22 protein-coding genes are annotated in these 25,414 nt (G+C 50.7%); 14 read left to right on the forward strand and 8 right to left on the reverse strand.

What is annotated here, in order from left to right; all coding sequences use genetic code 11:
- Positions 1-71 precede the first annotated feature (71 nt).
- The 4 genes from JIN82_RS16230 to hemE all read left to right on the forward strand — a co-directional run bounded on the left by JIN82_RS16230 (position 72) and on the right by hemE (position 4,937).
- Positions 72-647, forward strand: coding sequence for a hypothetical protein (locus JIN82_RS16230; protein ID WP_200312722.1), 576 nt, complete (start codon positions 72-74; stop codon positions 645-647).
- Positions 644-1,792, forward strand: a complete 1,149-nt coding sequence (locus JIN82_RS16235; RefSeq protein ID WP_200312723.1) for a cytochrome c biogenesis ResB family protein — start codon at positions 644-646, stop codon at positions 1,790-1,792. Before JIN82_RS16230 ends, JIN82_RS16235 begins: the two co-directional genes overlap by 4 nt.
- A 7-nt stretch (positions 1,793-1,799) precedes the next feature.
- Positions 1,800-3,821, forward strand: a complete 2,022-nt coding sequence (locus JIN82_RS16240) for a cytochrome c biogenesis protein (RefSeq protein WP_234042117.1) — start codon at positions 1,800-1,802, stop codon at positions 3,819-3,821.
- Positions 3,822-3,908: 87 nt separating this feature from the next.
- Complete coding sequence (gene hemE, locus JIN82_RS16245) at positions 3,909-4,937, forward strand: uroporphyrinogen decarboxylase (protein WP_200312725.1); 1,029 nt, start codon at positions 3,909-3,911, stop codon at positions 4,935-4,937.
- Between the two features lie 171 nt (positions 4,938-5,108).
- Here hemE and JIN82_RS16250 read toward each other — a convergent pair whose 3' ends face one another.
- The 5 genes from JIN82_RS16250 to JIN82_RS16270 all read right to left on the reverse strand — a co-directional run bounded on the left by JIN82_RS16250 (position 5,109) and on the right by JIN82_RS16270 (position 12,105).
- Positions 5,109-6,287, reverse strand: a complete 1,179-nt coding sequence (locus JIN82_RS16250; RefSeq protein ID WP_200312726.1) for a hypothetical protein — start codon at positions 6,285-6,287, stop codon at positions 5,109-5,111.
- A gap of 109 nt (positions 6,288-6,396) precedes the next feature.
- Positions 6,397-7,611 carry an anaerobic sulfatase maturase gene (locus JIN82_RS16255; RefSeq protein ID WP_234042118.1) on the reverse strand — a complete coding sequence of 405 codons (1,215 nt, stop codon included), beginning with the start codon at positions 7,609-7,611 and terminating at the stop codon, positions 6,397-6,399.
- A gap of 163 nt (positions 7,612-7,774) precedes the next feature.
- Complete coding sequence (locus JIN82_RS16260) at positions 7,775-9,472, reverse strand: ABC transporter permease (protein ID WP_200312728.1); 1,698 nt, start codon at positions 9,470-9,472, stop codon at positions 7,775-7,777.
- A 1-nt stretch (position 9,473) separates the two neighbouring features.
- Positions 9,474-11,042, reverse strand: coding sequence for an ABC transporter substrate-binding protein (locus JIN82_RS16265; RefSeq protein ID WP_234042119.1), 1,569 nt, complete (start codon positions 11,040-11,042; stop codon positions 9,474-9,476).
- Positions 11,023-12,105 carry an ABC transporter ATP-binding protein gene (locus tag JIN82_RS16270; RefSeq protein ID WP_200312730.1) on the reverse strand — a complete coding sequence of 361 codons (1,083 nt, stop codon included), beginning with the start codon at positions 12,103-12,105 and terminating at the stop codon, positions 11,023-11,025. Before JIN82_RS16270 ends, JIN82_RS16265 begins: the two co-directional genes overlap by 20 nt.
- 205 nt (positions 12,106-12,310) lie before the next feature.
- Here JIN82_RS16270 and JIN82_RS16275 point away from each other — a divergent pair, with 205 nt between their 5' ends.
- The 4 genes from JIN82_RS16275 to JIN82_RS16290 all read left to right on the forward strand — a co-directional run bounded on the left by JIN82_RS16275 (position 12,311) and on the right by JIN82_RS16290 (position 15,229).
- Entirely contained in the window at positions 12,311-12,520 is a 210-nt protein-coding gene (locus tag JIN82_RS16275) for a FeoA family protein (protein WP_234042120.1), read from the forward strand.
- Between the two features lie 104 nt (positions 12,521-12,624).
- Positions 12,625-14,682, forward strand: a complete 2,058-nt coding sequence (gene feoB / locus JIN82_RS16280) for a ferrous iron transport protein B (RefSeq protein WP_234042121.1) — start codon at positions 12,625-12,627, stop codon at positions 14,680-14,682.
- A gap of 21 nt (positions 14,683-14,703) precedes the next feature.
- The gene (locus tag JIN82_RS16285; RefSeq protein ID WP_200312733.1) at positions 14,704-14,886 is read left to right on the forward strand and encodes a hypothetical protein; all 183 of its coding nucleotides are present in this window, start codon (positions 14,704-14,706) and stop codon (positions 14,884-14,886) included.
- Positions 14,887-15,043: 157 nt separating this feature from the next.
- Positions 15,044-15,229: a hypothetical protein gene (locus JIN82_RS16290; protein WP_200312734.1), complete on the forward strand. Its 186-nt coding sequence runs from the start codon at positions 15,044-15,046 to the stop codon at positions 15,227-15,229.
- Between the two features lie 75 nt (positions 15,230-15,304).
- Here the strand turns inward: JIN82_RS16290 and JIN82_RS16295 are convergent, their stop codons facing one another.
- On the reverse strand, positions 15,305-16,297 hold the full coding sequence (locus JIN82_RS16295; RefSeq protein WP_200312735.1) for a muramidase family protein: 993 nt from the start codon (positions 16,295-16,297) through the stop codon (positions 15,305-15,307).
- Positions 16,298-16,617: 320 nt separating this feature from the next.
- Between JIN82_RS16295 and JIN82_RS16300 the strand changes: the two genes are divergently transcribed.
- Both JIN82_RS16300 and JIN82_RS16305 read left to right on the forward strand, forming a co-directional pair.
- On the forward strand, positions 16,618-19,047 hold the full coding sequence (locus JIN82_RS16300; protein ID WP_200312736.1) for an ATP-binding protein: 2,430 nt from the start codon (positions 16,618-16,620) through the stop codon (positions 19,045-19,047).
- Positions 19,048-19,061: 14 nt separating this feature from the next.
- Entirely contained in the window at positions 19,062-20,165 is a 1,104-nt protein-coding gene (locus JIN82_RS16305) for an acyltransferase family protein (protein WP_200312737.1), read from the forward strand.
- A gap of 1 nt (position 20,166) precedes the next feature.
- On the opposite strand, the gene JIN82_RS16310 is transcribed toward JIN82_RS16305, so the two are convergent.
- On the reverse strand, positions 20,167-20,727 hold the full coding sequence (locus tag JIN82_RS16310; protein WP_200312738.1) for a ribonuclease H-like domain-containing protein: 561 nt from the start codon (positions 20,725-20,727) through the stop codon (positions 20,167-20,169).
- 86 nt (positions 20,728-20,813) lie between these two features.
- Here JIN82_RS16310 and JIN82_RS16315 point away from each other — a divergent pair, with 86 nt between their 5' ends.
- Entirely contained in the window at positions 20,814-21,266 is a 453-nt protein-coding gene (locus tag JIN82_RS16315) for a superoxide dismutase [Ni] (protein WP_200312739.1), read from the forward strand.
- A 55-nt stretch (positions 21,267-21,321) separates the two neighbouring features.
- Here JIN82_RS16315 and mtnP read toward each other — a convergent pair whose 3' ends face one another.
- Positions 21,322-22,191 (reverse strand): S-methyl-5'-thioadenosine phosphorylase, encoded by an 870-nt coding sequence (gene mtnP / locus JIN82_RS16320; protein WP_234042122.1) that lies wholly within the window; start codon positions 22,189-22,191, stop codon positions 21,322-21,324.
- A gap of 136 nt (positions 22,192-22,327) precedes the next feature.
- Here mtnP and JIN82_RS16325 point away from each other — a divergent pair, with 136 nt between their 5' ends.
- From JIN82_RS16325 to JIN82_RS16335, 3 genes are all read left to right on the forward strand, one after another.
- Positions 22,328-22,849 (forward strand): hypothetical protein, encoded by a 522-nt coding sequence (locus tag JIN82_RS16325; RefSeq protein WP_200312741.1) that lies wholly within the window; start codon positions 22,328-22,330, stop codon positions 22,847-22,849.
- A gap of 137 nt (positions 22,850-22,986) precedes the next feature.
- Positions 22,987-24,222, forward strand: coding sequence for a TolC family protein (locus tag JIN82_RS16330; RefSeq protein ID WP_200312742.1), 1,236 nt, complete (start codon positions 22,987-22,989; stop codon positions 24,220-24,222).
- 19 nt (positions 24,223-24,241) lie between these two features.
- Positions 24,242-25,408 carry an efflux RND transporter periplasmic adaptor subunit gene (locus tag JIN82_RS16335; RefSeq protein ID WP_200312743.1) on the forward strand — a complete coding sequence of 389 codons (1,167 nt, stop codon included), beginning with the start codon at positions 24,242-24,244 and terminating at the stop codon, positions 25,406-25,408.
- The last annotated feature ends 6 nt before the right edge of the window (positions 25,409-25,414 follow it).

Below are 25,414 nucleotides of genomic sequence, written 5' to 3' on the forward strand. Positions count from 1 at the left end.
ATCTATCGCTCGTAATTTCTCCAGCTGGAAATGCTAGCGAACTACCCTAACTAACCTGATTAGAAATTTCCATGTACCGCACACTCGCACTGCTCACGACTTCACTGGCACTCGTTGCCTGTAAAAAGAAAGGCGAAATCGTAGAATATACGGTTCCCAAATCGCCAGCACCAGGTGAAATGCCTGCCATGCCTGCTGGAATGGCTCCAACTTCTGGTGGCTCAGGCCACGCTCACGGATCTGGATTCCACTGGGAACTGCCAGCTAACTGGTCAGAGAAAGCTGGCTCAGCCATGCGCCTAGCTACCATCGTTATCCCAACAGTTGGAGAAGACAGCGTAGAAGCGTCCATCAGCGTATTTGGTGGCAACCTCGCCGCTAACATCAACCGCTGGCGCCAACAAGCCGGACTCGAGCCACTCGAGGACCAAGCGCTCGCCGCTAGCATGCAGCCTGTAGAAACTCGCGTCGGACCAGGTTTCATCACTCCTATCTACAACGACCAAGCTCCCGCTAACGGCATTCTCGGAGCCATCATCCCGCTGCCAGACGAAAAAGCTATATTCATCAAAGCCACTGGTCCTAACGACCAGCTGAAATCAATCCAGTCAGACTTCATCCTCTTTACCGAATCTATCTGCAAATGAGCCAATCATCCGCATCTAAGTTTTCTATCAAGTCGCTGGCATCAGCGGGCATTTTCTATTACGCCACACTCTGGCTAATCGTGCTCGTCGTCATCGGCACCATCGCCCAGAAGTATTCAGGCCTGCAGTTCTGCCTAGATAAATACTTCTCTTCATGGTGGATCCAACCGTTGGACATGCCATTCGTCGTTGTGCCAGGTGGCCGCCTCACCATGGCCATCATCATGGTCAACCTAACTGCTAAACTCATCTTCTCCACCAAGTGGAAGTGGAAAATGATTGGCATCAACATCACCCACATCGGCGTGATGATCCTCATGATCGGTGGTGTAGTTACCGCCTATACCACCATCGAGGGCAACGTCGCCCTAAAAGAAGGTGAGCAAGCCAATCAATTCAGCGCCTTCCACGAGCTGGAAATCGCCGTCATTGATAGATCGTCTGCAGATGAAGACAAAGTCACCGCATTCTCCGATGGTTTCTTCCGAGTGAACGAGCCATTCTCAGCTGATAGCCTGCCGCTGAAATTCAACATCCTTGAATACTACCCTAACTGTGAGCCAACCGCTCGCAAGGAATCTGAAGTCAACGACAAGCTGATCAACCGCGCAGCTCAAAACTTCAAACTCAAAGCACTCACTCACGATGCTAAGGACCAAAACCTAGCTGGCATGATGGTAGACATTAGCGGCCTCAAAGAAGGCCAAAATGGCACCTACATGCTGCTCAACAGCCCTGGCCTGCCACGCATTTCCGTCACCGCTGAAGATGGCAAAGAATACGAAATCATCCTGCAGAGACGCGTTTACAAGCTACCATTCACCATCAAGTTAGACACCTTCACTCGCGAGCTGCACGCTGGCACCAGCATGGCTAGCGCTTACAGCTCCATGGTTGAGGTGATCGAAGGTGATACTCACGAAAACGTCAAAATCTACATGAACCACCCGCTGCGCCGTCACGGGTTCACGTTCTATCAGGCATCATTTACCCAAGGTGAACGCAATACCAGCATTCTCCAAGTGGTGTACAACGACGGTGAAAGCCTACCGTATTACGCCATCATCACCATCGCACTGGGGCTACTGCTCCACCTCGTCATCCAACTTCCACGTCTCATCGTAGCCGCCAAACAAAAAGCTTAATCATCTCATGACGCCATCATTTCCCATGAAATATCTAGCCATCCTACTGGCCGCTCTCAGCTGGCTGATTCCAGCTAGCAGCCACGCCTACGAAAAAGAAGCCGGCAAGCTAGCATCCGAGCGCATCACCGCTGATGCAGGTGAGTTACTCAGCCCGATCCCTGTGCTCCACGGTGGTCGCATCATGCCGCTAGATAGTTTTGCTAAAGTCCACCTGCTCTCCGCCTATCACAAATCTACGGTGAAGGGCGAAGACAAGGAAAAGCTTGGTTACAACCAATGGTTTGCCCAGCTGGTACTCGACCGCGACGCAGCCTATCAGATCAAGTTTTTCCGCCTGCGCAATCCAGACCTCATCGACCACCTCGGGTTAGAAGAACGTCTCGACGGACTCTTCAGCCTAGACGAACTGCGCGAGCCGATTGACTCTAAGTCTGACGAAATCCAAATCATCTACGAAAAAGATACTGACCTGCGCACCTTAGTAGAGAAGCAACTGCTCGACCTTAATAACGTCGTACGCACTATCTTTGCCGTCAGCCGCAGCCTCACAGCACTCACTCCTGAAGTCATGGTGATGGACGCCAAGCTCGCTGCCGACATGCACTTCCCAGCCGGCAAAGCGATCAGCTACTACCAGCTGTCCGAAGCCATGCCAAAGCTCGAGCCTATCCTCACAGGCATGCAAGGCAAGCCGTCTAACGAGCACACTGATTACGAGCGCGCCGCTTATGCCGTCGCCGAGCAGATGTTCCGCATGCAGCAGTACGAGTCATCATTCCAGAGCATCGCACTGATCCCGCCAGCTGAAGATCCAGACTCTAACCCGTGGTTATCTCCATGGGAAGCCATTGCTAGAGATGACCTAACGGAGACGCAATCCAGCCAGCTGGCTCAGCTCTCAGAAGTCATTCTCGCACTCTCTTTTAAAGAGGACGAAAAAGCCAAAGAGCTGATTCCTAGCTACATTGACAGCCTAGATATCACTCCAAACATCAGACTGGAAATCCCAGAAACCATCAATGCATGGAAAGTGCCAGGTTTCCTAGCAGGCATCGGTTTCACTCTGCCATTCAGCAAGAATGCCACCGAAATGCTCTACAACCATTTCGACTCATTTGAATACAGCTTAGCGTTCTACGTACTTGGTTTCATCTTCCTCGCTATCAGCTGGCTGCAAGCTAACGGCAAAAATCTTCGCTGGGTATCCTTCTCATGGGTCACCCTCGGATTCCTACTTCACACCTATGGCCTGCTGCTTCGCATGCTCATCCGTGGCCGCCCGCCAGTGACCACCATTTACGAGTCTATCATCTTTGTTGGATTCACCTGCGTTCTTGTTGGCCTCATCGTCGAGTGGAAACGCCGTGACGGACTCGGATTAATTGTCGCCATCGTGCCTGGTTCCATCCTTCACTTTGTCGGCTTCAAATACGCCATCGAGGGCGATACTCTTAAACCATTGGTTGCCGTGCTCGATTCTAACTTCTGGCTAGCCACTCACGTGGTGACCATCACCATCGGTTACGGCACCTCAGCGGTTGCAGGCCTCATCGCCACCGTCTATCTCTACGTTAGACTCTTCAACCAGAAGAACAAAGCACTGCTGCAGAGCATTGCCAAAAACTTCGTTGGCATCACGCTCGTCTCGTTGCTATTTGCCATCGTTGGTACCATCCTCGGAGGTATTTGGGGTGACCAGAGCTGGGGCCGCTTCTGGGGCTGGGATCCTAAGGAAAATGGCGCCCTACTCATCTGCCTATGGCTGTTGTTAATTGTCCACGGCAAATGGGGCAAGCAGCTCGACGAACTCGGCTACGCCACCATGCTCTCGCTGACATCAATCACCGTGTTAGTAGCTTGGTTTGGCGTTAACCTACTCAGCGTTGGCCTTCATAGCTACGGCTTTACCGATGGTGCACTATTCTGGCTAACACTCTCATGTGGAGCTATTGCCGTGATCACCTTCGTGCCAGCGATCCTCATCTATCTGCGCGACAGAGCCAATAGCACACCACCGCAAAATTAAGTCCCTTTCTTCATTCAAAAGCAGCCAGCTCCAGCTGGCTCGCTGCTGAAAACTGCACACTGAAAACAAACCTACTTCTTTCCTATCATGACCTCACGTCAACGATTCCTAGCAGCCGCCCACCGTCAAGAAACTGACCAAACTCCTGTGTGGGTGATGCGTCAAGCTGGCCGTTATTTGCCAGAGTATCGCGCGCTCAAAGAGAAATATAGCTTCACTGAAATGGTGCGCTCGCCAGAGCTCGCCACTGAAGTCACCCTGCAGCCACTGCGCCGCTACGCGCTGGATGCCGCTATCATTTTCTCAGACATCCTCATCATTCCTGAAGCGCTTGGCCAACCGTACCACTTCCGCGATGGCGGCGGTATCGGCATGGATTTCATCATCGATAGCCCAGAAAAAATCGCCGCTCTCGATCCTACTAACATCGAGGAAAAACTCGCCTACCTTCCAGCCGCACTCAAGCTAACTCGCAACGAGATTGGCGACGAAAAAGCACTGCTTGGATTTGCAGGATCACCATGGACGCTCGCAGCCTACATGACTGAAGGTGGCTCACTAAAAGACTGTCTTGCTCTGAAAACACTTTATTACAAAGAGCCTGCTCAGTTTGAAGCGCTGATGGAAAAACTCGTTGCCTCTATCACCGACCTGATCAAGATGAAAATCGCCGCCGGTGTGGATGCCATCCAGATCTTCGACAGCGCAGGTGCCTATTGCCCAGCTGGCCACTACGAAGACATGTCCATGAAGTGGATCCGCCGCATCATCGACGCTCTACCAGCTGATTTCCCAGTGATCCTATTTGCCAAAGGCATGGCTCACCAAAAAGACGCGCTCGTCGCCTCTGGCGCTAGCATCCTCAGCCTAGACTGGACTGTGGACCTGCCTAGCTACTACGACGACCTGCCAGCTAACATCGCGGTTCAGGGCAATCTCGACCCAATCATTCTCAGCGCCGACGCTGACATCGTTAGAGCGGAAGCTCGCCGCCTGCTCAGCTCTATGGAAGGCCGCCACGGTCATATTCTCAACCTTGGCCACGGCATCCTGCCATCTGCCAAGCCTGAGAACATGCAGGTACTGATGGAAACTATCGCCGAGTTCAAACGCTAAGCGCAAATCATTCTACCAGCTGGAAATTTCTAGCTGAAAAAATCATCAAAGCGACGCCACCTGATGGCTGTCGCTTTTTTTTTGCGCTAGTCAGACGAGCCAGCTAACAGACGATCATAGACAGCTTCAATCTGAGCAGGACTGAATTGCCTCCTAGCCAAACGTACCTTCCTACTCCCCATCAACTACCGTGTCGAAGTCAGGATAAGTAATCTCTGGGAGATTATTACCACCCGTATAGATTCCTGCATAACTTGAACTCGCACTACTGCTCGTTGGAAAATTTGAAGAAGAGTCTGGCTCAGGCTGAAATACAGGTATAGGAATAGGAGCTATCTCCGGCTCACTCCTAACGTAATCCGAAGACTGCTCCATCACGGCTTCATAATAAGCCAAATGCTCCCGCTCCATTTTCTCAAGCTCACTTAATTGATCATCTTCACCTAACGGTCTTTCTAGTTGGACTTGATTATCACGATCAGCTTGCATCTCCTTTTCTAAAAGCATAAGAGTCTCTTGAAGTAAGCGTTCTCGCTCAGCCCGAGCTTCTTCGGCTTCACGAGCCATCTCAGCTTGATGTGCTTGAATGGCTTCCATTCGCTCTTGGCGATCAGCTGCTAACTCATTGTTAAACCTAATAATCTGTGCGGTATTTTTCTTTTGAGCCTCGATGGTACGCGCCTGCACCATCTGCGCATGCTGGGTTTGCGACTCTCGCTCAGCATGCTTTTCTATCGCCAATGCCGCACTCACTTTAAGATAAACCTGATCAGCCAGCAGCGCAGCGTCAGCTAAAACTCCGGAATAGCCAAATTGAACTTTGTCTGATTCTGCCAAATCAGCCACGCTAACAAATGATGATCCTTCATCGTGGTCGGCCCAAAATCCGTCAGCTTGAAAGTCGCGAGATTTAACATTTTTTAAGCTACGTCCGTCAGCCAAGGTCAACTCGGGTAAACCTGACGGCACTCTAGCGGAACTGCTCACCCATTGAGTAGGTATGGATCTAGCTGGAGAGAAATCACAGGCAGCAACAAGCATGCGACCGCCGTCTAGCATCTGAGCAGCCTGACCAGCTAGCTTCGCTTCTTCAGCTTGGAGCAAACTATATCTATCTTTTAGCTGAAGGTGTTTCGCTTGCCAGTCATCACGCGAGGCTAGCAAATAATCGTTAGAGCTGGCTAGAATTGATTCGCATAATTCCTGCTGCTCTGCGAAGAGCGCGTTCACCTTCTCATCAAGCTGGCTGTGCTCGCCAGCCACTACAACACGCTGCTGCGTTTGCTCGCAATTTCCAGCTAGAAATGAACTGGCAAAAAATAGACTCGTTAGGATACTTGACTTCATCATCGTGGCATGACTTCAGCTTGCCTCACAAAAGAATTGTTCGGCAGTTACTGAAGACAAAACAACGACAATGAACGTTTAAGTCAAGACCTTAAACTTGCTGAGAGAAGGTCTAGATCCCCTTCCACTCGAAGCTGCTCATCATCTGCATGATTTCAGCTGGTGGGCGCTGGGCTTTGAGCAGTTGGGCCATAGTTTTCATGTAAGGCTCAGTGTGCTTGAAGAACGCGTAATAACCTTCGCAGAGGTAGGCGATTTTTTCACCTTCTTCGTTAGTGGTGATACGATGTTTTGGACACTCACCAAAACATGCTGGTAGATATTTACAGCGCAGGCACTGTTGTGGCAGCGTGGTGTATTTCTTCTCACCAAAGTTTTCCTGGAAAGTTGAGCAGGCCATCTCCTCGAGTGAGTTCTCTTTGATATTGCCAATCTTGAACTCAGGATAGACGTAGTGGTCACAGGCGAAGACGTCGCCATTGTGCTCCATCACTAGGCCTTGGCCGCAATGTTTACTATGCACACAGGTGCTCGGCATTTGCCCAGCAAAGGCCTCCAGCGCATTGTCGAATTGTTTGACGTATACACGACCAACATCACGCTGCACCCAGATATTGAAAATCTCTATCAAGAACTTACCCCATGCCTCAGGGCTCACACTTTCTTTGGTGACTTGGGCTTCACCTTCGTACTCGTTAGTAACTAACTTAAGCACGGCATTTTCATCCTGAGTGATGCGCTCTTGGATAGGAATGAACTGGATCCAGCCATCACCGATGCGGCGGAGAAACTCGTAAACTTTGCGTGGTTGCTGAGCATTCAGGCTATTAACCACCACCATGAGGTTGTAGCGAACGCCGTATTTTTTCAGTATCTTGATGCTCTTGGTCACCCTGTCCCAGGTGCCTTTGTTACCTTTAGTCACGCGGTTGGCGTCGTGGATTTCTTTTGGTCCATCAATGGAGATGCCGATGAGGAAATCGTGTTTGGCAAAGAACTTAGCCCATTTTTCGTCGATGCGAGTACCATTGGTCTGCAGCGCATTGGCGATGTTGCGACCGTTGGAAAACTCCTTTTGGTATTCAACGGCTTTTTCAAAAAACTCGAGGCCGAGCAGTGTGGGCTCGCCGCCCTGCCAGGTGAATTCGATGACAGGCAGTTTGCTCGGCTGCGAGAGAATGAAATTCTGCACATAAGCCTGCAGCACATCGTCATCCATGCGGAAATTCGCTGGCACGCCCTTCTTGTCTTGGTACAGATTGAGCTTTTCGAGGTAATAGCAGTACGAGCACTGCATGTTGCAGATCGGACCTATCGGTTTGGTCATCAAACTGAAGGCCTTTTGCCCGCTGGGCTGACGTCTCTTTTTATCAAACTGCTTCAACATAGATAATATAGAAACGACACGGGCCGTGCTTCTTGCTCACCAGCTGGTGCGATTTCTCACGCATATTTTGCGATCGAAAACGCATCAATTGCTAGCCAGCGAGTTAGAACCTGAAGATGCCACCGGCTTTTTTGCCAGCGAGCGTAAATGCCCCAATCAGCGCAACACCGAGGAAGACCATCGCCCATACACCCAGCGCGGCTGCCAGTTCGTGGCCGTTACCCAAAGTACTCAATAGCGCGTAAATAGCTTTGGTGATAGGATAGTGCTCGGCTTGCTGAGCAAGTATCAGACTGTCTGATACTTCCAGCATGGCAAAGGCAAATGCTAAGATAGCACCAGCTGCTAGATTGGCACCAATCAATGGTAAAGCAATACGGCGCACCGTACTTTGAGCGGTCGCGCCCATGGTTCTAGCCGCTTCTTCTAAGCTCACGTTGCTCTGCTGCAGGCCAGCTACAGCGGCGCGCACTACGTAAGGCAAACGCCTAACGGCATAGGCAATAATCAGCAACATCGCAGGGTTATTGCTAGCGCCAACAAGGAAGTCTAGCGGTTGACCCGGCTGCGAAAGCGCGAGATAACCAAAGGCCAAAACAAGACCGGGAACAGCTAGCGGCAACATCATTAAGGCATCTAGCAAATGACGACCGCGCATGGTACTGCGCACAATCACCCAAGCAATGGCAGTGCCCAAAATCAAATCTAAGGCAGTAGCGCCGAGCCCGTAAAACAAGCTATTTTGGATAGATGGCACCACTAGTGGATGGCTGAGCCCCTCACCATAGTGCGCCAATGTCATATCAGATGGCAGCATCGTGCCATACCAATCACCAGAAACAGAAAGCAAAATCACGCCGATATGAGGAATACAAGCGATAACAAAAATGCTCATGAATACCGCCGAGACGATCATGCCCTTAGCTGGCGACAAGATGCGCTCATTACTGGCGACACTAGGTTTTCCTTCCACCACCACCGCCTTATTGGCAAAGAGTGATTTAGAAACCAGATAGATAATGGTAGAAATCAAAACCATCACAAAGATCAACGCGTAAGGCATTGGGTTTTGGTTCAGGTCTTTGATGCCGTCGTATATTTGTACCGATGAAATCCGCGTATAATCAAAGACCAAAGGCACACCGAGTTCGGTGAACGACCAAATAAAGACCACGGCAGCGCCAGAGAAAATACCCGGCATACAGAGTGGCAGAGTAATGCGCTTGAAGCGCTCCCACGGTGGGCAGCCAAGGTTTTGCGCAGCTTGCTCCATCGCGGGATCTAGCTTTGACAGAGCTGCTAGAACGTTCATGTAGAGAATCGGATAGAGGTGCAGTGCGTTCATTAGAATCACACCAAAGAATCGTCCTTGGCCTAACCAATCACGCGGGTTGGTTGCATCCATCATGCCAAACTGAATGAGAATGGCATTAAAACTACCGTGAACGCCGAGAATTTCCTTCACGCCAACAGCGCCAACAAATGGCGGCAATACCAGCGGTGCGAGGATCAAAACTCCTAACCACTTCTTTCCTGGAAATACCCAACGATGCGAAGCTAGAGCGAGAGGGAAAGCGATCAATATGGCCAAAACCATAGAGCCGATGCCAACCCGCAGCGCATTCCACAGGCCTTCTAGGTAGATAGGATTACGGAAGACACCCAACAAATACTTGAAGGTGAAACCACCGCCGTCAGCTCGAAATGCTGCCTGCAGGGCGTACACCATGGGGAACAAAAAGAATACCGTGAAGAATGCGATTACGGCAGCGGTAATTAATATGGCTCTGTTATTCTTCATGCTATCTCCCTTTGTCAGCCATGTTTTTGACTTTGCTAAAATTCACTCTAAATACGGTGCCTTTACGGATACTTTGCTCAACGAGGTCAATTTTGCTACCACTCTCGATGGCGCGCTTAATTTCGTGTTGAGCCTTTTCATAAGACACCTCAGAGACATCGTTGAATATCGCCATCGCCCGCACTGGGAAATCTGCGTCTATCAGGCTTTTCCATGCGGACTTCAGCTCATCGTGAGAATCCATACACATCACGCGGATAATGAAGCGCAGCGAGCCAAAGACATTTTGTGTTAGCTCGGGGTCGTAGACAAAATCGCCACTATTCTCGAATGGCATCGCCTCGGGGTCGGTGAACTGGGCTAGGTTTTCTGGAATGTATAAATCTCTGCGTACTGGCAAACGACGCAGCGCTCGCTTGTTAGTACCAATACTAGATCCCGGCTGGCCATTCCAGAGTAGCTGGCCGCGCTCGCTCATCAGGAAGCTAACAAACTCTTGCGCCAACTCTGGCTCCGCAGCGCCACGAAGAACGGCTACAGGATCGACACTCAAAGAGGTGCCTCCAACAGGAGCAACCCAGCCCACACGTGAACTGCCGTCAGGCTGCATGAATCTCTGGTTGTAAGTACGTCCATAGAAGTCGATACAGATGCCAGCGACCGCATCACCTTGAGCTACATCATGCGGGATTTTAGTTGCACTATCAGTAAAGTAGCGGGCATTGGCGGCTATTTTTTGAATCAAGCGAATGCCGTCAGTCCAACCTTCACGTTTGGTTCTAGCAATGGCTTTGTCCATTGGCTCACCCGGTTGTTGTTGGATATTCTTCAGTCTATCGTGCATTTTCTGCTGCACTAACATCTCAAATGCTTTTGCCACCGATCCACTCTTGGTAGGATCAGCTAGAGCTAGTTTTCCAAAGTAAGCTGGGTCAGCTAAGTCGTCCCAAGTTTTTGGAGCCTCTACGCCAATGGCTCTGAGGCCATCTTCATTATAGACGATACCGAACTGCGACAGGCAGACACCCACCCATTGCTTTTCGTCATCGTAGAATGGCTCACCTGTGAATGACGCGGGGATGCTTGAGTTAGCAAACAAGTCGACCTGTTCTGCAAAGACATTCAATTCAACCAGTCTGCCTTTTTGTTGTTCTTGCTCAAAGAATAGCTGGCCGCCACCAAAAAGCACATCGACACCAATACCGCCATCACCATCACCGTCAGCTACGCGTTTATCAGCTGCCTGATAGAGACTATCTAGCACCATGCGGATTTCATTAGAGCCGCCTGGCACTCGCCAGTCGATGTACAAGCTCTCACCGGTTTTCTTTTCCCAATAATCAATAAATGCGGCGCCTAACTCACGCTGGATCGTCTCGTTATGAGGCGTCATCACGGTGAGTCTGCGGTCTGACGTCCACGACTTAATGGCGCCAGTGCGCTTGAGCATCACTGGAGCGAGGACGATGGCCAGCAAGGCCAAAAACGTCAGGTAACGTTTTCTCAAATACGGCCTGATAGAGTAGAACAAAATCTTCACAGCAAATGGATCAATGCTTAAGAACGACAACGTCTCGCGTACGAGCTAACACAGCGACGTGATCACCGGGCTGACGCATCCAATGCGGGTTGACTTCAGTCACACGCAAGCGCAACCCGTCATCACCGCGGAAATGGTATTGTACTGAGCGGCCCAGATAGGTGGACTCTTCAATCACGCCGTTGACGCGATTGAGCACATCTCGGCTATCGTCAATGTACATCGCCTCAGGGCGAATGGATACTAAGACTGGCGTACCTTCGCTCGGTCTCCAGTTTGCCTTAGTCACGCGGCCTTGGAAAAATCCAGCACTGGAGACAACTCGCACACTCATGTGGCGGTCGTCGCGCACGATGCTTTCCACTTCGCCTTCGATCAAGTTGGTCTCACCGATGAAGCTGGCGACGTGAGCGGTCAGCGGGTCGCGGTAAATTTGCTCAGGAGTACCTACTTGTAGAATTCGCCCTTGGTCCATGATGGCCATGCGGTCAGCCATAGACAGCGCTTCTTCTTGGTCATGGGTGACGTAAATGCCAGTCAGACCATTTTCTTTCACAATGCGGCGGATCTCGCTGCGCATTTCCATACGTAGTCGCGAGTCTAGGTTAGAGAGCGGTTCGTCGAGCAATAAGCATTTCGGTTTTACAACAAGAGCCCTAGCCAGCGCTACACGCTGCTGCTGACCACCTGAAAGCTGATCAATAGTACGCTCGCCGTAGCCAGCTAGCTGGACACGCTCAAGAGCATCATCCACGCGCTCGCGGATTTCTTTGCCCGGCACGCGTCGCTCTTCTAGCCCGAAGGCAATATTTTGCCCCACTGTCATGTGTGGCCAGAGCGCAAAACTCTGAAACACCATGGCGGCCTCACGCTTGTGCGTTGGCACCTTGTTCATCTCCCGATCGCCAAAAAAGATCTGTCCGTGATCGGGGGTTTCCAATCCAGCTATCGAGCGCAGCAAGGTCGTTTTGCCGCAGCCGCTGGAGCCCAGTAAAAAAAAGAGCTCACCTGCCTCCACATGCAGATTCACGTGATCCAGCGCGCGCTCTTCTCCAAATTCCTTAACCAATGATTCTATGCGAATATCGTCCATCCTGATGCGCTGAATCCTCAGCCTGTAAGCACCAATTAGCAAGCCAAATGACGTGCCGTAACCTACTCTTAGATAGTTTCTTTGGCCCGTTCGTTAACTAAACAGCAAAAAAAAGCAAAATACTAATTGCAATCGATTCTCAATTGCGCATATTGCTCTTGAAGTGATAGCCGACCTAGCCCAAGACCTGAAAGCCGATAGCGCGATGACCCTGAGTCAAGCGAGCGCTGGATGTCAGCTGCGTATTCGCCAGCTTGCTGGTCCAGAATGCAAGCGCCTGCGTGAAATGGGATTTTGTGAAGAAATGCAAATCTGCAAACTCTCCAATGGTCGCAACATGATCTGTTCAGCCTGTGGCACTCGCCTGGCTGTAAATCGCAAGCTTGGTGATCAAGTCCTTGTCGAAATGTGCTAAAGCACCCTAAGTAACCATTCAGCCGCCTTGGCTGATTTTTTTTGCCTATTGCACATAGCAATTTGCTCCCACCACATTCCTAGTCGCACACCACTATGTCATCGATGGATAAAGTCGCACTTGTCGGAAACCCAAATAGCGGGAAAACCACACTCTTTAATGCCCTCACCGGAGAAAACCAAAAGGTAGGCAACTACCCAGGTGTCACCGTTGAGCGGAAAACTGGCAATTTCCGCACTCCGCACGGTCATAAAGTAGAAATTACTGACCTTCCCGGCTGCTACTCGCTGAGTCCAAACTCTCCTGACGAAGAAGTCACCCGCGACGCGCTGCTTGGCGACATCCAAGGCGACGACCGCCCAGACATCATCATCTGTGTGGCTGACGCGTCCAACCTCGAGCGCCACCTCTACCTCACTCTGCAGTGCATCGACCTCGGCATCCCTACAGTGCTCGCACTCAATAAAATCGATCTCGCGGAAAATGCAGGCATTCGCCTCGACGTGACGCAGCTCGCTGAAGAGCTCGGCATTCCAGTGATCGCCTGCCACGCGTCGCGCGGCAAAGGCATCGTCGAAGTCAAACAAGCGCTGCGCCATCCATTCCCACCAGTAGCCAAGCGCAGCTGGTCGGTGAGTAAAGACATCGAAAAAGCCATCCACACGCTTTCCTCAGAGCTTTCAGAAAGCCACGACCACGGCGCCCACGCACTGCACCTGCTGGCTGACGCAGCCTACCTCAAAGCAACCAATTTAACCATCCCAGCAGAATGGCAGCACCTCGCTGAAAAACAAATCAGCCAGCTGGAAGCCAACCCAGAAGATGCCATTTCTAAAGCGCGCTTCACCCGCGTGAAAGAAATCTGCTCAGTCTCAGCTCGCCGCCAGCAGGCCATGGAGCTGACCGCTAGCGACAAGATTGACGAATACCTTCTGCACCCAGTGTTTGGCTGGATGATTTTCACCGCCATTATGTTTGGCATGTTCTGGACGATCTTCAGCTTCGCTGAAATCCCAATGGGCTGGATTGAAGAAGGCGTTGGCGCTTTCAAAGGCTGGGTCACCCCACTCATTCCCGAAGGTGACCTGCGCGACCTCGTCGGCGATGGCATCATCGAAGGTGTTGGCGGCGTGATCATCTTCCTGCCGCAGATTCTCCTGCTCTTCCTCTTCATTGGCCTGCTAGAAAGCACCGGCTACATGGCGCGCGCCGCCTTCATCATGGACCGCTTCATGAGCAAAGTAGGCCTCAGCGGTAAAGCCTTCATTCCCCTACTCAGCTCCTATGCCTGTGCCATCCCCGGCATCATGGCTACCCGCACCATGGAGAGCGCCAAGCAACGCCTGCTCACCATTCTCATCGCCCCGTGGATGAGCTGCACCGCTCGCTTGCCCGTCTATTTCCTCCTCGTTGGCATGCTGCTGGCAGATAAACCTAGCTGGACTCAAGCCGCCCTACTCGCTGGTATTTACCTCTTTGGTACCCTAAGTGCCTTCCTCGCCTCATGGCTTCTGGCCCCGCGCGTGAAGGGTGAAGAAGAGCCCGTGCACTTCCTCATGGAGCTGCCATCATACCAAAAACCAGATCTCAAATACATCGCCCAGCAAATGGGCTCACGCGGCTACGCCTTTGTTCGCAAAGCTGGTACCGTCATCCTCGGCCTGTCCATCCTCCTCTGGGCCATGCAAACTTACCCAAAACCTGCTGAAGACAGCCCAGCGGCTGACAATCCAGCGCTGGCTCTCGAGCAAAGCATCATGGGCAGCATTGGCAAAACAATCGAACCTGTCGTCGAGCCACTTGGCTACGACTGGCGCACTGGAACCGCACTCGTTGCCGCCTTCGCCGCGCGTGAAGTCTTTGTTTCTAACCTCGCCATCTCCTACTCAGTAGACGAGGAAGATGATGAGCTAGAATCTAGACTCAGTGATAGGCTCAACAATGCCACCTGGCCAGATGGACGCAAAGTCTACACGCCTCTCACCGTGCTCAGCCTGCTTGTCTTCTTTGTCTACGCATTGCAATGTCTACCAACTACCGTTGTCGTTAGACGTGAGACTGGTTCGTGGAAATGGGCACTCGCCCAGCTGGGAGGCATGACCGCCATCGCCTACATCGCCGCTCTACTCGTTTTCCAAATCGGCAGCTTGTTCGTCAGCTAGCTGGTGGTAATTTAGCTCATTATGGATCTGCAGGAATTTCTCGCCATCGCTGTGGTAATCATCACCATCAGCATCTTTGCCTACCGCATCTTGCGGCCGAAAAAGAAAAATAACTGCGGCCATGGATGTGGGTGCGATGCTCAAAAACTCGTGCCCAAACAGCCTCACCAAGACGCCATCAAGCAGCTCAAAGGGAAAAAATAACTTCCTCAAAATGCCCCGCAACAACTAGCCCCGTTAGGGCATTTTCTCAGCTAGATCGGCAAGCACATTCCATCATTGCTAGATTTCGATTTGATTTATCCACCAGCTCATGCCATTCTAAAGCATGATCGAAATTACAAATCTTGGGGCGACAACAATGAGAGAAAGAGAAGACCCCGGTGGCGAAAGGATTTATTCCGTTTCTATCAACAAGTACGGCACAGGTGATAGAGATGTCTTAGTCAAATTCACCAGTCGTCGCGATGCCGGCCTAGCAGAGTGTTTGAGACGTGCTGCGCAAGCGCTCGAGCTGGCGGAACACAGTCAGGCGACGCATAGCTAGCCGCTAAACTAAGACACAAAAAATGAGAGCACAGACAGATCAGCCACGCTCCCATTAGTATAAATTGAGATCTAATTATTTCACTGGCACGTAGAGCTCAGAGCCCTCAGCCAGCACCTGATTCTTTGACAGAGTCAGCTTATTCAGCGCATTCAGCTGGTCCGTGCTCACCCCATGCTTTCTAGCAAACTCCTCGAAAGTCATTGGCCTATCGATGTTGATTGGTCGCACTTTTGCCTGCTGGCTCACTTTAGCCACTTGGGCTTCTGGCTCGCTAGCTGGCGCGATACTGGTAGGCGCAGGGGCTTTACTTGTAGCTGGCTGGGAGCTGCTAGAACTACCAGCCGAGACCAACTTAAGTTTCTGACCCACTCGCATATTTGACGGCTTCACTGTTGGGTTAGCTGCCATCAATGCTTTTGTGCTCACGCCGTGAGCTTTGCCGATAGAGTAAAATGTATCACCCGGTTTGACCACGTAAGTTCCCGCAGTGTGCGCACTATCAGCTGACGGCTTGGGACTTGGTGATTTTCCTGGAGTTTTCAGCACTGGCACTGAGATCTGGCTGGTCGTCGGATCACTTTGCACACCTGATGCTGGTGGAATAGTGAGCTCTTGGCCAATGTCGAGTTTGGTAGATGACAGCTGGCTCGCTTCCATGATCGCCGCTACAGACACACCCTTGCTGTTGGCAATTTTATATAGCGAATCACCAGAAACCACCGTGTAAGTCTCACCTTTTGCTGGCGCAGCTTTTACCGCTGGAGCTGGCTTGGCGGCCTCAGGTTTAGCTTCCGTTGGCGCCTTCTTTTCCTGGCTAACCATCTGGCTGGCATTTGCCGGCACTGATTTAGCGGCTTGCTCACCAATTGGCTTCACTGCCGCCGATTTGTTCGCCTTAAGCTTAGCAACAAGATCATTGAGTGACTCGTTTTCTTTTTCCAAATGCTGGATTTGGCGTTCTTGCTCTGCACAAATCGCACGCAGATTTTCTAGCTCTGAGGCACCTAATGCAAATGGACTCAAACAGGCTAGGGTTATCGTGGTGAGGAGGGCGGTCGCTTTCATGAATTAATTTTAGAGGTAAAGGTGGCGCAAACAAGGAAAATTTAACATTTCAAAATTATCGATTTAACCGATTAAACGTCGCATATAATTGAGCTTCAATCCATCGAACTAACAATATCCATTTGGTAGACAAATGAGAGCGCGTAATTAAAGACGTCATTTAGACAAGCAAACTATCAGAAAACCGTCTGTTATATTTACGCTTGAGTTTCGTCTCCCCTTTCACCTTCATCTACAGAAAAAATCAACCCCGCGACGGTTTTAAACGATTGTCAAACTCTCGCTTTCCTTCAGCTGGATAAATTGCTAGCCTGCCTACCATGCCATTGACGATTGATGACTACGAAGGGCTCGGCAGCTTTTATTTAGGTCGCGAATATGATCCCGCTAGCAAAAAGCTAGCTGACGATCCGCTGCTTTATGACTCAAAAGACCTCGTCACTCATGGCGTAGTTCTCGGCATGACCGGCTCAGGGAAAACTGGCCTTTGCCTAAGCCTGCTAGAAGAAGCTGGCATGGATCACATTCCAGCCATCGTCATCGATCCAAAAGGCGATATCGCCAACCTCATGCTCACATTCCCGGAGCTGCAAGCTGACGACTTCACCCCGTGGATAGATCCTAACGAAGCCAGTAAAAAAGGCCTGCAACCAGCTGAAGCCGCGGAGAAAACTGCCCAGCTCTGGAAAAACGGGCTCGCTGACTGGGGGCAAAACGGCGAACGCATCCAGCAGTTCAAAAACAAGGTAGACGTCAATGTGTTCACGCCTGGCAGCAAAGCAGGCATTCCCGTTTCCATCCTCGGCTCATTGCAGGCACCTGCTGCGGAAATTCTCGACGACAGCGAGCTGCTTGGTGATTGTATCGAAAGCACCGTCGCCTCACTACTCACCCTGATAGGCCACAAAGGAGATTCCATCCAGAGCCCAGAAGCCATCTTGTTAGCCAACATCTTCCAGCACTGCTGGCTGAAACAGCAGGACCTAACACTAGAGACGCTCATCCAGCAAGTGATGCAGCCAAGTTTTCATAAAATAGGCGTCATCGACCTCGACAGCTTCATCAATCAAAAGGCTCGCAACGGCCTAGCGATGAAACTCAATGGACTTCTCGCTTCACCGAGTTTCAAAAACTGGCTCAGCGGACCAGCTCTGGACATCGACGAAATGCTCTATCACCGCGATGGGCGCGCCCGCATCTCTATCTTTTCCATCGCTCACCTCAGTGATACCGAGCGCATGTTTTTTGTCAGTTTGCTACTGAACCAAATGTTAGCGTGGATGCGCAGACAAGCTGGCACTGGCAGCCTGCGCGCGCTGCTCTACATGGATGAAATCTACGGATACCTCCCACCTACCGCCAACCCAGCCAGCAAAAAGCCGCTCATGACCATCCTCAAGCAAGGACGTGCATTTGGTTTGGGCGCATTGTTAGCTACCCAGAACCCAGTAGATCTCGACTACAAAGCGCTTTCTAACATCGGCACATGGTGGCTCGGCAGGCTGCAGACAGACCAAGACAAACAACGTGTCATTGACGGGCTGATGAGCGCCAGCCAAGAACAAGCCAATCCGCTTGATCGCAAACAAATAGAGGAAACACTCAGCGGGCTCAAAAGCCGCGTTTTCATGATGAACAACGTGCATGACGACGGCCCCGTTTACTTCCATGTCCGCTGGGTCATGAGCTACCTGCGCGGACCTCTAACTCGCACGCAGATCAAATCGCTGATGGATCCTAAACGCGATGAATTTACCCAGCTAGAACCTAGCCAGCCAGCTGTCATTAGCACCGGCATGAGCATGGCCGCCGCCAAAGCTGCCAGCGCAAATGAGAATACGCGCCCCACTCTAGCGAGTTCTATCAAAGAATTCTTTGTTCCCGCACAACTAGCTAACAGCCGGATAAGCTACTCACCAGCCCTCCTGCGCGAGGCCGAGTGCACATTCAGCTCAAAAAAATACCAGCTCGATAAGCTGGTAAAAATCCGCAAGGTCAATGAGATGTTGGCCACCGGCATCGACTGGGAAGATGAAATCAAGCTCAACATTCCCAGCCAGCAGCTAGAGGATTCCCCAGTTGCCGACGCCAGCTTTTCTCCACTACCAGCCTATGCCGTGCAGCCAGCTAACTACAAATCTAGCACGTCTGAATTTGCCGATTGGATCTACCAAAACGAGCGCGCAAAACTACTCACCTGCCCGAGCCTAGATGAACACAGCCAAATCGCGGAGAGCGAGGCCACCTTCCGCGCACGGCTGAAACAAGAAGCTCGAGAATCTCGCGACCTCGCCGTCGCCAAGGTCGAACTAGCTGTTAGTAAAAAAGTACACAGCAAAAAAAGCCAGCTGAAGACCGCTCAGCGCTACCTGAAAAAACAAGAATCAGAAGCCTCCAGCGCTAAGATTCAAGCTGGTGTTTCCATTTTAGGGAAAATTGTGGGTGCTCTATTTGGCAAAAGAAAGATAGGTTTGAGCACCGTTTCGAGTAGCACAAGCTCCGCAACTCGCGCATACAAACAACACAGCGACGTCAAACAAGCTGAAGAGAAAATCGAATCTATCGAAGACGACATCTTAGCCATCGAAGCTGAGCTCCAGCAGGAGATAGAAAAACTAGATCAGCAATTTGACCCGCAAACCATCGAGCTAACTGAAGTGGAAATCAAACCATACAAAAAGAACATCAAGATCAAGAATGTCGCCATCATTTGGCTGCCGCTAGACATGGATGGAAATCCAGCTTGGTAATCACCACTACAACCATGAACTGGAAACCAATTTCCCTAACTGAGGGACTACTCTACCGCGGGCTAGCCATTCTAATGATCGCAGCTCACAACTTCTGCCATCACGTTAAAGAACTCCCCGGCGAAAACGAATTTGGCTTTAAAGCATCACGCTTTCGCGACTTCATCCATCTGTGGATCAGCGACCCGCTAGACGGAATTCGCAATACCATGCACTTCATGGGGCACTACGGCGTGCAGGTATTTCTCTTCCTCAGCGCCTACGGGCTGAGCGTGAAATACGCCAAGACATCACCCGCTTGGTGGCCGTTTGTCAAAGTGCGCATTGGCAAACTCTACCCCACCTTTATCCTAGCGATTGCAGCATGGCTACTCTATCAAGGATGGTTTCTCAGCGGTCCAGAAGCCATGCTCAGCATGCTGCAAAAACACTGGGTTGGTCTCATCACCAAGCTAACATTCACATCCAGCTTCTTCCAACAATACGCGTTTTCACCAGTTGGACCGTGGTGGTTTCTTTCCCTAATTGCCCAGTTTTACGTCATCTATCCCTTCCTGCTCAGCTTTTATCAAAAGCGCGGCGATAAAGGATTGCTCAAACTAACACTGGTCGCCTACCTGATTACCTATTGCTGGCCACACCAATACTTCAACCTATTCTACACCGTCATTCCGCACATGCCTGAGTTCTGCCTAGGCGTCTATCTAGCTGGTAAGTCTGAGCTGAAAATCAAAGCCAGCTGGCTGTGGGCGTCCGCCGCTGTTTATCTAGCTGGCAATCTATTCATTTTCCTCTGGTACCCGAGCGTGCTCGCCTCGCTGATCCTCATGTTAGCGTTGTTCCAGTGGATCAGCGGCCAGCTGAAAAGCAGCTCGCCAATACGCAAAGTGTTAGCCTACATCGGCGCCATTTCCATGCCCTTATTTTTTGTTAATGGCTTCATGCGTTACCCTATCATCGGCTGGGCCAAGGAAGAGCAAATCTGGTGGTACACGCTCGCTACCTGCGGACTATTCCTCATTACCAGCATCATCATGGCCAGCTTGCTCTACTGGCTGGAAATGAGATTTTCAAAATGGCGCCAAGCTCGCAAGCAGGCGCGCCAACTAGAAAGTTAGGCTATGCCCAATCGGTCTTCACTTCTTGGATCTGACCTTGCTTGTCTTCATATTTGAGAAAACCGTGCTCCACACCGTATTCGTAAACGCACTTGGTCACCTTGACGTCAAAGGCACAGTACTCGGCAATTTTCATCACCCAGCTATGATCGCCAGTCTTTTTATACTGTTGCCACCAGCGCAGCGCATCCAGACCATCGGCTGATTTTCCTGAACCCAGAGACGCTGACGCCAGCGCATCTAACTTCAGCCGGTGACCTAATTCTTTTTCCACCTCCAATAGCATGTCGAGATTCACTGTCTGTTCAGCTAGATCGTAGATGGTATATCCCTGCAGAACTGGGTAATCAAAATAGATATGGTTGTAGCCAACAACAAGGTCAGCGCGAATCAGCTGGTTCACCAAAGCATCGGCATCGGCTTCCCCATAAATGCGGTATTCATCTAACTTCGTGCTGTAGGTCACGCCCACAGACATGCCCATTTTGTCTTTATTCGACGCCCCACCAACATCACTGAAGCTTCGCTGAGTCTCTAGATCGAAAAAAACAATATCGCGCATGAGGAATTTCTAAATAGCCAGCCAGCCAACGGCAAGCATCAACTCTAGCTTGCGCAATTCAAAGTCTCATCTATCATTATCTCACCATGAAAAAATTCATCCTTCCCACACTGCTGGCAGCTACAGCATTCACCCTAGCCCCTACTCCTTCAGCTGACGCTCATTGCCAAGTGCCATGTGGCATTTACGACGATGCTAACGTGCTCGCTGAAATGAAAACCGACATCGCTACCATCAAAAAAGCCATGGGCCAAATCACCGAGCTGGCTGGCGATAGCAAAAATGCCAACCAAGTCACCCGCTGGGTAAATAACAAAGAACAACACGCGCAGAACATCCAGGACACGGTGGCAAAATACTTCCTCGCTCAGCGCATCAAGCTGGATGAATCCAACAGCGAAGAATACATCAAGAAGCTCACCCTGCTCCACCAGATCACTGTTTACGCCATGAAGTGCAAACAGACCACTGATGTAGAAAATGTCACTAAGTTAGACGCCGCCTACCAGGCATTCGTCAAAGCCTATCACGCGCATTAATTTTAACCAAAAAAATGCCCAGCTGGACCTACCAGCTGGGCATTTTTTGTGAAAATTACTGAGCTGATTTCACTCTAGCTAGAATTGGCTCGAGCGACTTAGCGGTCTCTTCTGGCCAATACTCTACGGGCGTAAATAATGATCCATCAAGGGCTGAATGCTCTGGCCAGTTAGCTTCAGCTGGAATGGTCGCAATCACGCGCTGCAGCACGCGTTTAGCAGCTGAGGCGTTAGCATGAAGGTGATCCAGAACTGACTGCGCGCTAACATCTTCTTCCTCTTCGTGCCAGCAATCATAATCCGTCACCATCGACATCGTTGCTAGCGCAATCTCAGCTTCTCTAGCGAGTTTGGCCTCTGGCAAGTTAGTCATGCCAATCACATCAAAGCCAAGCTGGCGGTTAGCCAGGCTCTCCGCCTTAGTTGAAAATGCAGGTCCGTCCATATTCACATAAGTGCCACCATTGTGCACCATGCAGCCTTCTTCTGCGCAGGCTTGATGAAGCAGCTGGCGCAGCCCCTTACTAACTGGCTCACCAAAACTAATGTGAGCGACGATGCCTTTGCCAAAAAAAGTATGATGCTCACGGCGGCTCGTGCGGTCAAAAAACTGGTCAGGCAGCACAATGTGTCGAGGCGCGTATTCTTTTTTCAAGCTCCCCACGGCGGTGATGCAAATCAGCCATTTCACCCCAACACTCTTTAACGCCCAGATGTTAGCGCGGTGGTTGATCTCGTGCGGGAGAAATCTATGGCCCTTGCCGTGACGCGGTAAAAACCAAACTTGGCGACCGTGTAATTTACCGCCAACTAACACATCCGACGGCATGCCAAATGGGGTCTCAACGGTGCGTTCTTCCGTTTTTTCAAAACCCTCGATCTCGTAGAGTCCACTTCCTCCGATGATGCCAATTGCGTGATCCATAACTGCAAACTGCTCACCCAAGCGGGTCATGGCCAGCTAAAAAAGATCCGCAACGAAAGACTAATTATGAAACGCCTATTGCTCACCAGAGAAATCAAATTTGACACCACCACTCTTTTCTATTAATAACAAATGTATGAGGTCGCACATTCACATCTTCGCTAGCATCATCATGATGCTCGTTGGCGTGTCATTTGCTACCTGCATGGCAGAGCACTACGGCATCATTGATAACCCATGCTGCACTCACGAACACAAGCAGCCAGTTGAAATTATCGAATGCAGCAGCCAGCACTGTGATGATTCTCACACAGTTAGCGTCGATGAAACTGAGCACGAGCATTCTGAAACTCCAGCTCACCACCATCACCAACACAATACCCACCCCGATGCTTGCTCGCTTTGCCTAATTATCGACAAAGGCTACACTCGGCCAGACCATGATCTCGGGGTTTCTAGCGTCTTAAATCAACTTCTTTCTAATGACGCCCACCTTTGGCTCAGCCACCTCAGACCGTGGGATCATCTACCTAATCTCGAGGTTCCTCCGCGAGAACTCATCGATGCTAGTAGCTGGGAGAAATCCCCGCAATTCCTAACATCTTCCATTTTCTATATACCTGTGACCACTCCAGTGCGTGGTCCAAATTTGGGTTAATCGGAGCTCGTCATTACCGCCAAGCATTTTTGGCTGACGATTTTTGCTCCCCTTCATGACGACAAAGGCACCCGCTTTGTGCCCTTGTTTAGCCGGATGATCTCCATCCCCATGTAAGCAATTACCCAAATTTCATTTTGAAAAATACATATCTTAAAATCACATCTGTTAGCCTGATATTACTAGCTGGACTCATTCCAGCTGGCGCTCAGGAAAGCCTGCTTCTCACCCTGCGATCTATTCCTGACCGCGTGAAAAAGCAAAACCCAGACCTCGCGGCAGCTCGCCTACAAGTCAATGAAGCCATCGCGCGCAGCAAGGCAGCTGGCCGCCTCAGCAACCCAGAGTTAGAATTTGAATACGAAGGTACTAGAGGATCGAGTGAGGCATCTGGCTCCATTGGCATTGTGCAAAAATTCCCTATCACCAGCCGGCTCAAACTAGAAAAAGCCGTGAGCCTAGCGGAGATAGCAGAAGCAAAAATCGAGATCCAAGACTTCGAACGTCAGCTGATAGGCAATGCCCAACAACTACTCATTGAAATCCAATCGATTGATAAACAACGCAGCTTGCTCAACAAACAAATCGCCAATGCTAACGAACTGGCTGATTTCATCAAACAAGCCGCTGAAAAAGGCGAACGATCAATCCTCGATGCTGGCCAAGCCCGCCTTGAGGCTGCTCAGCTATCCAATGAAATTCGCCAACTCAAAGCAGAACAAGCCAAGCTCACCGGCGACATCAAGACCCTCCTTGGGCTTCCTGTCAGCGCTCGAGTAAAAGTGGCCGACAAGCTCCCAGCTATCGAAACTCCCCAGCTAGCAATCACACCGCAGAACCGCGCCGACTACCAGCTAGCCAAACAAAAAGAACTCACTAGCAGCCAGCTGATAGCGCTCGAACGAGCTAACAGATATGAAGATATCGAAGCTGGCATTCACGGTGGGTTAGAAAAATCACAAGACCATCCAGATCCCTACGAAACGGAGACTAAGATTGGCTTGAGCATCACCATTCCCCTGCCGCTGTGGAATAAAAATGAAGGCGCCATCGAAGAAGCCCAAGCACGCCAGATCCGAAGCCAGAAGGAAACTGTAGCGCTAGAAGCAAATATCAAACAAGAAGCGACCACCGCAAAAGAAGAAATGTTGGAATGGGCGAAGCTAGCTAGAGAAGTTCAAGCCGAGCTCCTTCCCCTAGCTGAGACACAAGTCGTGCAGCTCAATGAGGCCTACATCAATGGCCAAACTGACCTTCAGTCCGTGCTGAGATCGCGTGAGCAATTGCTCCATCTATCATCATCCTTGATCAACGCGACTAAGGAATTCCACCTCGCTCGTGTGCGTTTCCTCTGCGCACTTGGCAAAAACTAACTCACCCACTTTCTCTATCATGAAATTTTTCACCGCTATGGCAGCAGCCATACTCAGTAGCGCCATCATATCACCAGCCCAAGAGAAGGGCATGTCAGCTGAAGAAATTGCCAATACTATCATCCTCGATGACGCCAAAGTGCGCAACCTCGGCATCAAGGTGGTAGAAACTAACGAAGCTGATTTTGAAACTACGGTCTTCAGCATTGGCCGCATTGAAGAAATCCCACGCCAGCACTCAGTACTCAGTAGCCGCATTGCTGGCCGCGTCGTTGAAATTAACGCCGTCGAAGGAGATACAGTTAGTAAAGGTGACGTCCTCGTCAAAGTGGAAAGCCGCCAGCCAGGCAGCCCGCCACCAGTCATCGAGCTGACATCACCACAAGACGGTCTCGTTATGCTTAGCCATATTCGCATCGGCCAGCCAGTTGAGCCAGCTAACGAACTCATGGACATTTCCGACCTCTCCACAGTATGGGCCGTAGCTCAAGTCCCAGAAAAAATCGTTAGCCAACTAAAAACCGGCACCCAAGCCCATATCAGAATTCCCGCGCTTGGCGGCACAAATTTCGACGGTCAGTTGATTCGTTTTGACACTCAGGCGAGCCGCCAAGGAGGAACGATAGGCGCCATTTTTCAAATCCCTAACCCAGAGCTGAAACTTCGCCCAGGAATGCGCGCTGAGTTTTCTATCGTCACTAGCAAACGCCAGAACGTCATGTCAGTCCCGCGCAAAGCCATTCAAGGTGACGTCGCCAAACGAGAAGTTTTCATCAAACACTTCGAGCTGGAAAATACCTACGTGCGCACTCCAGTAGTCGTTGGCGAGATGAATGATCAATACGCGGAAATCATCAACGGGCTATTTCCCGGCGACCTCGTCGTTACTGATGGATCCTATTCATTAGGTTTTGTTGGCGCCGGTAGTGGCATGTCATTAAAAGAAGCGTTAGACGCAGCTCACGGCCACGAACACAACGAAGATGGCACCATTGTCACCGAAGAACAAAAAGCAGCGCGAGCTGGCTCCGACGGCCACGATCACGCTGAAGGTTCGGCTTCGTCCAGCCAACTGATCTTCATGCGCATCGCTGTTGGTATTTTGTTAGTTCTACTTGTCGCCAGCGGCATCAAGTCGTCCAAAGACGCCAAGACCATCGCTCAATTAAGCAAAACTAAAAACTAACATTGC

Source organism: Persicirhabdus sediminis, assembly GCF_016595495.1.
GTDB classification, from domain to species: Bacteria; Verrucomicrobiota; Verrucomicrobiia; order Verrucomicrobiales; family Akkermansiaceae; genus Persicirhabdus; species Persicirhabdus sediminis.

Coding starts and splice junctions, on each gene's coding strand:
- JIN82_RS16230 (WP_200312722.1), top strand. CDS start 72: ATGTACCGCACACTCGCACTGCTCACGACTTCACTGGCACTCGTTGCC.
- JIN82_RS16235 (WP_200312723.1), top strand. CDS start 644: ATGAGCCAATCATCCGCATCTAAGTTTTCTATCAAGTCGCTGGCATCA.
- JIN82_RS16240 (WP_234042117.1), top strand. CDS start 1,800: ATGACGCCATCATTTCCCATGAAATATCTAGCCATCCTACTGGCCGCT.
- hemE (WP_200312725.1), top strand. CDS start 3,909: ATGACCTCACGTCAACGATTCCTAGCAGCCGCCCACCGTCAAGAAACT.
- JIN82_RS16250 (WP_200312726.1), bottom strand. CDS start 6,287: ATGATGAAGTCAAGTATCCTAACGAGTCTATTTTTTGCCAGTTCATTT.
- JIN82_RS16255 (WP_234042118.1), bottom strand. CDS start 7,611: ATGACCAAACCGATAGGTCCGATCTGCAACATGCAGTGCTCGTACTGC.
- JIN82_RS16260 (WP_200312728.1), bottom strand. CDS start 9,472: ATGAAGAATAACAGAGCCATATTAATTACCGCTGCCGTAATCGCATTC.
- JIN82_RS16270 (WP_200312730.1), bottom strand. CDS start 12,105: ATGGACGATATTCGCATAGAATCATTGGTTAAGGAATTTGGAGAAGAG.
- JIN82_RS16275 (WP_234042120.1), top strand. CDS start 12,311: ATGACCCTGAGTCAAGCGAGCGCTGGATGTCAGCTGCGTATTCGCCAG.
- feoB (WP_234042121.1), top strand. CDS start 12,625: ATGGATAAAGTCGCACTTGTCGGAAACCCAAATAGCGGGAAAACCACA.
- JIN82_RS16285 (WP_200312733.1), top strand. CDS start 14,704: ATGGATCTGCAGGAATTTCTCGCCATCGCTGTGGTAATCATCACCATC.
- JIN82_RS16290 (WP_200312734.1), top strand. CDS start 15,044: ATGAGAGAAAGAGAAGACCCCGGTGGCGAAAGGATTTATTCCGTTTCT.
- JIN82_RS16295 (WP_200312735.1), bottom strand. CDS start 16,297: ATGAAAGCGACCGCCCTCCTCACCACGATAACCCTAGCCTGTTTGAGT.
- JIN82_RS16300 (WP_200312736.1), top strand. CDS start 16,618: ATGCCATTGACGATTGATGACTACGAAGGGCTCGGCAGCTTTTATTTA.
- JIN82_RS16305 (WP_200312737.1), top strand. CDS start 19,062: ATGAACTGGAAACCAATTTCCCTAACTGAGGGACTACTCTACCGCGGG.
- JIN82_RS16310 (WP_200312738.1), bottom strand. CDS start 20,727: ATGCGCGATATTGTTTTTTTCGATCTAGAGACTCAGCGAAGCTTCAGT.
- JIN82_RS16315 (WP_200312739.1), top strand. CDS start 20,814: ATGAAAAAATTCATCCTTCCCACACTGCTGGCAGCTACAGCATTCACC.
- mtnP (WP_234042122.1), bottom strand. CDS start 22,191: ATGGATCACGCAATTGGCATCATCGGAGGAAGTGGACTCTACGAGATC.
- JIN82_RS16325 (WP_200312741.1), top strand. CDS start 22,328: ATGAGGTCGCACATTCACATCTTCGCTAGCATCATCATGATGCTCGTT.
- JIN82_RS16335 (WP_200312743.1), top strand. CDS start 24,242: ATGAAATTTTTCACCGCTATGGCAGCAGCCATACTCAGTAGCGCCATC.